7 protein-coding genes, 2 tRNA genes and 1 other RNA gene are annotated in these 6702 nt (G+C 40.0%); 6 read left to right on the top strand and 4 right to left on the bottom strand.

Annotated elements, in window-relative coordinates:
- A partial coding sequence (locus tag LKE01_RS12040; RefSeq protein ID WP_225426939.1) for a hypothetical protein occupies positions 1-238 on the top strand: 238 nt, incomplete at its 5' end.
- A 577-nt stretch (positions 239-815) separates the two neighbouring features.
- Here the strand turns inward: LKE01_RS12040 and LKE01_RS06650 are convergent.
- Positions 816-887 (bottom strand) — tRNA-Gln (locus tag LKE01_RS06650).
- Positions 888-1008: 121 nt separating this feature from the next.
- Between LKE01_RS06650 and LKE01_RS06645 the strand changes: the two genes are divergently transcribed.
- Positions 1009-1082 (top strand) — tRNA-Glu (locus LKE01_RS06645).
- Positions 1083-1369: 287 nt separating this feature from the next.
- Positions 1370-1606 carry a winged helix DNA-binding protein gene (locus LKE01_RS06640; RefSeq protein ID WP_225426938.1) on the top strand — a complete coding sequence of 79 codons (237 nt, stop codon included), beginning with the start codon at positions 1370-1372 and terminating at the stop codon, positions 1604-1606.
- 76 nt (positions 1607-1682) lie between these two features.
- Here LKE01_RS06640 and LKE01_RS06635 read toward each other — a convergent pair whose 3' ends face one another.
- Genes LKE01_RS06635 through LKE01_RS06625 form a run of 3 tightly spaced genes read right to left on the bottom strand, consistent with a single transcriptional unit; the run spans position 1683 to position 4590 of the window.
- Positions 1683-3146, bottom strand: a complete 1464-nt coding sequence (locus LKE01_RS06635; protein ID WP_056982260.1) for an ATP-binding protein — start codon at positions 3144-3146, stop codon at positions 1683-1685.
- Entirely contained in the window at positions 3143-3877 is a 735-nt protein-coding gene (locus LKE01_RS06630; RefSeq protein ID WP_054769273.1) for a winged helix-turn-helix domain-containing protein, read from the bottom strand. Before LKE01_RS06630 ends, LKE01_RS06635 begins: the two co-directional genes overlap by 4 nt.
- A gap of 14 nt (positions 3878-3891) precedes the next feature.
- On the bottom strand, positions 3892-4590 hold the full coding sequence (locus tag LKE01_RS06625) for a C39 family peptidase (protein WP_056982273.1): 699 nt from the start codon (positions 4588-4590) through the stop codon (positions 3892-3894).
- A gap of 124 nt (positions 4591-4714) precedes the next feature.
- On the opposite strand from LKE01_RS06625, the gene LKE01_RS06620 reads away from it, so the two are divergent.
- The 3 genes from LKE01_RS06620 to LKE01_RS06610 all read left to right on the top strand — a co-directional run bounded on the left by LKE01_RS06620 (position 4715) and on the right by LKE01_RS06610 (position 6460).
- A complete protein-coding gene (locus LKE01_RS06620; RefSeq protein WP_054769276.1) occupies positions 4715-5488 on the top strand; it encodes a Cof-type HAD-IIB family hydrolase in 774 nt (257 codons plus the stop codon).
- 51 nt (positions 5489-5539) lie between these two features.
- Positions 5540-5906: a transfer-messenger RNA gene (gene ssrA, locus LKE01_RS06615) on the top strand.
- Positions 5907-6007: 101 nt separating this feature from the next.
- The gene (locus tag LKE01_RS06610) at positions 6008-6460 is read left to right on the top strand and encodes a hypothetical protein (protein ID WP_056982278.1); all 453 of its coding nucleotides are present in this window, start codon (positions 6008-6010) and stop codon (positions 6458-6460) included.
- Positions 6461-6702 lie beyond the last annotated feature (242 nt).

The raw sequence follows: 6702 nt of genomic DNA, 5'->3' as shown, positions 1-6702 counted from the left end.
CCAGTTAAAAAAAGGAACTCACGGATGGTACGGGGCATCTTGGACCGGTGCGAATGGAACAATGAATATGAAACGCAGTACATATCGAATCAACGGTAAAAAATATGCTGCATTCTACAATATTGATTGGAACTTCTTTGGCAAGCTTCCTAAAAGGACAAAAGTAAATGTTGGGTTTCACCATCTAACCCAAAAAGCTTATTCAGCCCATCCACTTGCAAAAGGGATGCTTCAATAATCATTTTGAAGTTAACCCCGATAATTGGAGATAGTTAAAAACTTTTAAGCCCACAACTGGTCGTTGTGAATTCGGTATTCAATCGAACTCATGGCGGCCAATTTTGCTTCTATGCTACGAACTACCACATTGGTGACAATTTAGTTTTCTCCAGTAAAAATAACGAAACGTACCAACCAAAGTCAAGCCACAGTTATGCGTCGAAAATTTTATCGATAACTACGATCCAAAAAAGTTACCGTCCATGCTTTCCCCTACACCTATGCAACCCTCTGGATCAACTCCTAAAGAAGTTCGAGGACAACTCGGCCACGCTTCAATTATAACCACTACGGATATTTACACACCTACAGGCCAAGGGAACAACATGATTCAGCCAAGGAATTAGCTGAATATTTGAATTTTTAATAGTTTCGGGTGATTTTTTTTATTTAACAGCAACGCGAATTGAACTCAACACATAAAATTTTAGCTTACTTTTTTGCTAAATTGGGGACACTGACAGATAATCCAAAAACAAAAAAGCCCAGTCTCATCAGACTTGGGCTACCTACAAAATCGACTTTAAAAAGAATAATTGGGTATACTGGGGTCGAACCAGTAAATTACGGATTCAGAGTCCGTTGCCTTACCATTTGGCGAATACCCAATGAATATCACAACTAAATATATTAAAGATTTTTATTGCTTTTGTCAACTTTATATTTAAATTTCCCTTGTTGACAAACAGGTCTGATTTAGATAAACTAGTCTAGTGAGTTTGATAGCATTGCCCGCTGGTCAAACTGGTTTAAGACGTCGCCCTCTCAAGGCGGAGTTACGGGTTCGAGCCCCGTGCGGGTGATAATTGAACAATCAAGAGCCGCTAAGCATTGATACATCAGTGTTTAGCGGCTTTTGTTATACCCTCAACATTTTCAAAATTAAAAATCCCCCTTTTCTGCTCAAGGATGTTCAGATCAAGTCTAAATTTCGTAAATCTATCAGTTTCTGTCCCATAAATAGTCAAAAAAATATTTTTCTCATTGAACCGTAAACGATATAATCACCTGACATTTCGTTTTTCAAACAAAATCAAAGGCGATTAGTCAACATGGTGGTATTATTAATTCAGAAAATCTAGGAGGCTTCATGATGGAATTAACAGCAACGGATTATGAAATTTTAAAAGCAATTGCAACCGGTCGAGTATCATCAGGCACACCAGTTACCCACTTTGTTGATTATTGTGACAACGTCATTGGTGGAAACCCCAAACCATTGGTTGATGCCGGTTATATTGAAACAGAAAGAAACGAAATTAACGGACTCACTGAAAAAGGTAAAAAAGCCTACGAAGACCACGCCAAGCAAGAATCAAAAGACTAATAATGAAAAAAGTCATCATCTTCCTCAACTTTGAGATAACTCAAGTTGGAGAAGATGATGACTTTTTTTGTTTAGTTTAGTTTTTTTGTTGAGCCTTTTCAGCAGCTGTCGCATCGGGAATGATAACCGTAAACGTGGTCCCCTTTCCCAACTTGGAAGATACTGAAATTTTCCCACCATGGGCTTTAATTAATTGATGGACAATGGCAAGTCCTAATCCAGATTCGCCATACTTACCGGCACGCCGAGACGCATCGGCCTTATAATAACGTTCAAAAATGTTTTTCTGCTGATCCTCGGACATCCCAATACCTGTGTCGGCTACTTTAACAATAGTTTCGTTATAACCACGTTCACCAGTCACAGTAATGGTTCCTTTGTTTGTAAATTGGATCGCATTGGTCACAATATTAAAGACAATCTGGACGAAACGGTCATAGTCAGCAAAGATTGACAGGTCCTTAGGTGCATTCAAGACCAGTGTGTCGCCGGATTCCTCCGCCTTACTGTTAAGTTGATCAATCACGTTTTCAAGAACCTTGGCAGCATTGAAATGACGCTTATCCAACTGAATGGAGTTCGAACGAATCTTTTCGTAATCCAAATTCTCGTTGACCAATCGAATCAATCTTTGGGTTTCACTGCTCATCAGATCAATACTTTTTGCCCTGGACTCCTGCGGAATGACGTCGTACTTGATCCCCTCAAGAATTCCGGAAATTGTCGTTAATGGCGTCCGCATTTCATGAGCAGCATTGGCCAGAAACTCTTGACGTCGTTCCTCTTGGCGCTGAATCTCATTGTTTGCCTGCTGGAGCGACCGCGTCATATGGTTAAAGTCAATAATCAGTTCCCCAATCTCGTCTTTGGCACCTGGTTTCAAACGAATTTTATAGTTCCCATTTGAAACCTGGTTGGCAGCACTTCGAAGCTTGCTGATCCGGCGATTAAGTCGTCTGGCAATGAAGAAACTGACAAACATTGAAATGAACAATGCAACAAAAAGTGCCTTCAGCAGGTCGCGGTTGATTCGCTTAACATTGGAATTCACATCCGAAATGAACGCTCCAACCGTGACGGCCGCCACTAACTTTTTCTTATAATAATAAGGTTTCAGTACTTCAATCATCGCAGGACGGGTCTTCCCGTTACGAAGTTTGAAATTTTTGTTATTCACTTTTCGAACAATTTGATTTCTTCGAAGATGCTGCCAATCATTCTTGGTAATTCTTGGCGCAACGCCGTTGTTTGGATAAATGACTTGGTCTTTTGGACTAAACACCGTGAAATGAACAGCCTGGTTTTCCAATAAGGCTTCAGAATTTTTCAGCTTTTCTTCATCAAAGGTGACTTTCGCCTTGTTCTTTGAGCTAATGGTCAATGATTGTTGAATAAGACTATCGGAATACTTTTCTAAATTATGCCAAGTGGTGTCATAAACGAATGTTTTCGACATTCGCCCAAATGAAAAACCAAGTAACAAAATTGTACAAGCAATCACTAAAAAGAATGCCAATAATTGCTGATAAATCATTTTCATTTTTTATTATCCACTTCACTATCATCGAATTTGTATCCAACACCCCAAACAGTCTGAATCACTTGAGGGCCAACTCTTTCAATTTTTTGACGGAGCTTTTTAACGTGAGCGTCAACGGTTCGTTCATCACCATAATATTCATAGTTCCAAACCGTTTCCAACAGCTGTTCACGAGAAAATACCTGACGTGGCTTTTGGGCCAAGGTCTTCAATAAATCAAACTCTTTGGGTGTCAGATCAGAAATCCGCTTGTCATCCAAGTAAGCCTCGCGGGTGCTGGTGTTTAACTTGAAGTGATCCGTTTCAATATCAAACGTCCCCTTGGTTTCCTCATCAGTAGGCTTCTCATCGCCTTCGCTTTCAGTATGAGCCCGCCGTTGAAGCGCCTTAATCCGGGCAACCAAAGTAATTGGTGAAAACGGCTTGGTAACGTAATCGTCGGCACCCATTTCAAATCCCAAAACCTGATCACTGTCTGAATCACGGGCAGTTAACATAATAATGGGGACGGTTTGTGACTTGGCCCGAATTTCTTTGGCCACTTCCATTCCATCTTTCTTGGGCAGGTTCAAGTCGAGAGTAATCATATCCCAGCTATCAGGGCTTTCATTAAACTTATCCACAGCTTCAATTCCGTCATAAGCAAAGGTGACATCCCACCCTTCCTTCTGGAAAAACATTTGCATCATTTCAGATACAGATTTATTGTCTTCAATCATTAGCAATTTCATTTTTTAACCCGCCTTCAATAACTGATTGCTTCTAAATTTCCGCGTTTCCAATGTTTCCTTAAGTGCTGTTGTGAAATCGATTCTAATTTACCAGTCCATGGATCATTATAATAGTATGTTTTTCGGTTGAAACCAGTCAGTAAAATTAAGCTTGATTTTAAATTATCCATTCCCGCAACCTTTACCAAAATTGGTCGTCGGCGTAATAATTGCTTATCCAGTTTTCTGAAATTAGCGCCGTTCAAATCACGAATTGAATGCGTCTTTGAAATGATTAAGTCACTTAATTCCATCAGCGATCCGGATCCCGCGTTCCACTTTTCAACATCTGCCTTCAGATCATCGACACTCAGCTGAATGCCGGAGCTTTCAAGCAACATTAAAATAGCCGTGCATTGATTATCAATGTCGGACTGAGTGGCCTGCTTAATTGGATCAACATCCAATCTTCTAAAAGTTTTACGAATGTTGCGTTTCGGCAGCCAGCCTTGTAAATCTCCACAAGTGAAGTGATACCAGACTAATTTATTAAAAAAACTAATTTCATCAATTAAGAAGTCCTGAGCTTTGATGCTATCAGGAACCTTGAGTTTACTTTTTGGATTGACATTTTTTTCACTGCCATCAGCCAAATACCAATGTTCGCCGGGAATTCTTCTCAACCTGACGAAAAATCGGCTGGTTTTTTCATTCGCAATGGTTGTTTTTTCCAATCAAATCACCCCATATGTAATCTATTTTAACAATAATTGAAGAAACTTGCTTGAAAAGTCGCAATATTGTTATGATGGTGGTGTATATGTTTATAAATTCAATCATGAAAAGGATGGCTCACTTATGTATAAAGGAATTGCATTTTTTGACCTTGACCATACTTTATATAACGAACAAACCCGCGTTGACCAGGATGTGGCTGACGCAATGCATCAATTGAAAGAAAATAGCGTCCTGCCAGTTATTTCAACTGGCCGAAACCTTTTTGAAATTCCCAATACAATGCGCAAAACAGGGATTGATACTGTGGTTTCCGCAAACGGCAGCTATGTCATCTTTGAAGGCAAACCAGTTTACAAGGCATTAATTGACAAAAAAGTCGTTAAAGACTTCGTGGCCTTCGCCAAATCGAACAATGAAGCCACCACTGTCATGAACAGCACCGGTGCCAGGATTAATTTCATTAATGACATTGTCCGCGGGAACTACAACTTTATCAACTCACGAATGCCCAACCTGGGGGTTGATGACTTCATTGAAAAACAGGAAGTCGTCATGATGCTCATTAATACCAAGGGCCCGGATGACCGCTATATTGATCGTTTTGCAGATACCCTGACCTTCTTTAGAAATACGCCATTTAGCATGGACGTTGTCCACAAAGGCAGTTCAAAGAAAACGGGTATCCAACAATTGATTGCCAATGCCAAATTACAAGGCATCCCAACCTATGCATTCGGTGACGGCAATAACGACATCCCTATGCTGGACTTTGTGGATCATCCCGTTGTCATGGAAAATGGTTTGCCAAACGTTAAGAAATACGCAGAATACATCACAACTAAGAACACTGAACACGGCATCGTGAATGGCTTAAAACATTTTGGCCTGCTTTAAGTTGGATTACTTCTAAGTTTTGTCTGTTTATGATAAGATATTAGTTGTATCGGGGTCGTTATGGATTCGACGGGTATAGGTTGAGTCCGGATTGCGTTTCGTGCAGCGCCACGTAAAACCGCCCAGTTTATTATAACTGCAAAAAATAATAACAATTCTTACGCTTTAGCTGCCTAATAAGCGCTTAACGTAGATCCTCCTAACTTCGCCCATGGGTTAGATCTGGGTCTTAAATTTAATGGGCTCACGCAGTTTGCTCCCACCTGAAGCGGACTGAAGAGACTAATCAGGTTAGCCTGCTGTGGGTGCCTTGATTTATGGCGTTTCAGCAAGTGAAATTTAAATAATAGATCTATGAACGTAGATATCTGGGTGGCGATATGCTCGGACGCGGGTTCAACTCCCGCCGACTCCATTGAATATTCAAAGTCGGTCATGACAATGTTTGAACACATTGTTGTGACCGACTTTTTTGTCCAGAATCAATTTCTTAATAAACACAGTTGGAGTAGAATTGAAATGGTCAAAAATTATTCATATTTGAAGGGACAATTACTCATGGAAAAAATAACCAAATATGCACTTACCTTTGTTTCTGCCTTTAGTATCATGGCGGTTTCGCAAACACAAAGCAAAGCAGCCTCATGGCACTATGGCACACCGAAGATTCTCAGAGGAACTTACAATCGGACCATGCATGCCGGATCAGGAAAATATCGTTTTAAATTCAAGCAAGGCGTTCAGATGACCCGAAGAACGTATACAGCTTTCGGCTTGGGCGATCCATTTTCAATGAATCGAGTCAGTTATAAACGTTATGGACGTTATACCTACTTATTACGCGGTGTGGAATATGTGTACTCGCACAAATGGAATTACGTTAAATTAAGAGCAACACATTATAAATTAAAAGAACGCATTATTACCCCACATTATGCTGAAAAACATTTCTCCAAAGTTTATTATCGTTAGAATTTCAAAGCACTGACCCCCCTACTTAAAGGGAATTCAGCCGAGTTGATTTTAACTTGGACTTTTAAATGTCTCCATGCTATAATACTTCTCGGTGCCAAACCAAGGTGAGTAAGTAATGATCGGCGCGCAAGCGTTCAGAAGGTCGAAGCTGCTTGCCATTTTTTTATCTAAAGAAATATTTAAAATTCCTGATCGGAAATCATTCATCCCTAGACTTAAAATCATAAATGTTATACTCG

This window comes from Lentilactobacillus kefiri (genome assembly GCF_007989105.1).
Classification (GTDB): Bacteria; Bacillota; Bacilli; order Lactobacillales; family Lactobacillaceae; genus Lentilactobacillus; species Lentilactobacillus kefiri.
This window is presented reverse-complemented; position numbering and strand designations above follow the sequence as displayed.